General features: G+C 42.2%; 3 protein-coding genes. All 3 read right to left on the bottom strand.

Translation table 11 applies throughout. The features are described from left to right. Positions 1-509 precede the first annotated feature (509 nt). Entirely contained in the window at positions 510-764 is a 255-nt protein-coding gene (locus HMPREF2554_RS02530) for a hypothetical protein (RefSeq protein ID WP_070553868.1), read from the bottom strand. A 500-nt stretch (positions 765-1,264) separates the two neighbouring features. Continuing rightward, the gene (locus tag HMPREF2554_RS02535; protein ID WP_070553870.1) at positions 1,265-1,519 is read right to left on the bottom strand and encodes a hypothetical protein; all 255 of its coding nucleotides are present in this window, start codon (positions 1,517-1,519) and stop codon (positions 1,265-1,267) included. Between the two features lie 174 nt (positions 1,520-1,693). Next, positions 1,694-2,377, bottom strand: a complete 684-nt coding sequence (locus HMPREF2554_RS02540; RefSeq protein ID WP_070553873.1) for a hypothetical protein — start codon at positions 2,375-2,377, stop codon at positions 1,694-1,696. Positions 2,378-2,539 lie beyond the last annotated feature (162 nt).

Here is a 2,539-nt window from a genome sequence, read left to right on the forward strand (position 1 = left end):
TAGTTTATGTTTGCTTTTTAGTGAGGGTCAAGGATATTAAAGCCTTGTTATTAAAATGTTATTTAAATAAAGCTATGTTCAAATATATAGTTGAACATAGTTATTATCATGAATTACAAGATAAGAATCAGTGTTCATAATTTTTGGGTATTTCAAAACCTTTATATGCATAATTTTTCCCGCGTGTCGTAATATTACGGCGTTCTTGGTAATATACAAGTGTAAAATTTTCAAATATTATTTTATAATAAATTATATATATCTAATTATTATAAATATATAATATATTTTTATATAGGTTTACTATTATTGTCGGATGCACCAAATCGTCATGGTCTGCTACGACATTACGGTGATAGAGGCTGTACCAGCGTTGTACGTTGTGGCACCTGGCATAGGGGCACAGACGGACTCCTGCGATGTTGAATCATGGTGCGCTTGAGCGAAGTGCCTTCTTAGTAGCAAGACTAGCCAACAACCCCGGTAAGGCAGGACTCGCCATACTTAAGTTAACTTTTACCCTCGAAAGTCTGGTCGGACTCACGGGGGAATTCGAGGGGTTTGACCCAAGCATGATCCTGTAAAAACCGTACCCCCGGCCTACCAGAGAGGATTTGCTGGAATCGTTCATCCTCCCACACCTGCACCCAAACCCCAGTCTCCAGGCGGTACTGCAGTTGAGCATAAAGAATCGTCGCATCAAACTGATTCGTATCAAACCCCAACTTGATACGTTGAGGCAGTTGGGTACTTCTGATCTTCACCCACCCGTTCTTACTGGTTTGCTCATAAGTGACTTTGTAGATGCTGTGGTAGTCAAAGTACCGGACTTTGCGTCGCCAGTTACGCCAGCGGATCCCGGTTTCCGTGAAGCAGTGGTAATAGTTATGACAATGAGCCACAAAAATAAAACCAGGTATACCAAAACCAATAAGACTAAGAATATGAGCCTCTACATAAAAACGACCATATTTCATGTCGTAATATATATAGGGAAAGCTATAAAGGCGATGAAGAGTATCCCGTAGCTGATGATATAGGCAATCGGTGGGCGATGCTGTTCCACATTTAGGGTTTCTAGTCCTTTTTACGTTTGGTCCCGGGCATGATGTTCACCAGGAACCCACCGAGCAGGCCGTAGAACGCAGGACCCATAACCCAATACCCTTCATTACACTACACTTTTTGTCGCTGGCAGAAAGTAGCAGAGGATACACTCACGCAGAATTACATGACCATATCTCTAGCCAATATTAGATGCTGGTTATGATTCCTGATGATGCTCTACGTCAGTGATTTCTTGGTCTTCAGGTTCCTGCTCTTTTGGGCGGTTCCGGCCCGTATCCCAACCGGTATAGAACACCCCGATGCTGATCAGCATACTCACAAACATCAACGCCCCCCAGCCTAGCTCTTGACTTATAAAGATATAGACTATGGTGCAAAGGAGAAATAATACCGTGAGTAGTGCCCCTCCGATCATGAGGCTGTATTTATAGATCCTGGTCTCAAGGTCCATCAGAGATACCTTTTAGGGGTAGAAGGTGCGCAATAGTTACACGTATCAGTATAGTTTCTGTGTGTAACTATCAGGTTTTCAGAAGAACAGTACTCTCACTTGGGTAAACGTAGGTTTCTATAGGTACTGAATGAAATCTGTGGGCACTCACCTCTGGACGGTATTCCTGGATGCTCAGGAAAACATAGCTTTGGGATGGTTGATGAGCCACTGTGCATAAATGCTGTCGTCCATAGCGTATATAACCTCTCGCAGGTCTTCCCGCGCGTTCATCACGGCCCACCTTCCATGAGTCTGACGGAAGATTATCTGGCTCATCAGATATGAAAAATCTTGACTGCCGATAGATAGTGTCACACTATTATTTTTGTGATATAAGGTTATTTTCTCTTTGGGTTCTTGAACGTAAGTGTATCCCAGTATTTCATCGTATTGTAAGTGGGTGCTCTTAAACGGTTTATCTCTGTAGGTGAACCCTTGCAGCCTGAAATGCGTATAGGGCCAGCCTCCAACTCGCATTCCTACAATACCGCATGCTATAAGGATGGGATGCATGATTAATCCTGCTATATCTGTAGAGTCCAGGGTTTTATCTTCAAAATATAAGTAGATTGTAAATATAAATATTGCGAGAGAAAGCAAGGATAAACCTGCTCCCACTATAAATAAAATTAAGGAAGTTCGTCGTTTCTTGGGTATGATGGATTTTGCAAATTTTTCAATATTATCATCAGGAATATTTTCGATATTCTTTGCAATGGCAGAACGTTTACGCTTTTTACTGCTTGGGCTGGATATGATGTCGCCAATAAGGTCGGGTATTGCCGATAGTATATCTGTAAGGTCAATGAGACTCACTAAAACTCCCTGATTAGAATTTGAAATACAACTGTGACCGCACATAATCGCGACCAACCCCAGGGGCAAGGATTCCGCTTTCTTTGAGCTCTTCCCAAACGAAACGGGGTCATAGGCGCTAACTCAGTTAGTCTAGTTTGAGTTTTTTCTCATACGCCAACC

This window comes from Rothia sp. HMSC071F11 (assembly GCF_001809115.1).
GTDB classification, from domain to species: domain Bacteria; phylum Actinomycetota; class Actinomycetes; order Actinomycetales; family Micrococcaceae; genus Rothia; species Rothia dentocariosa.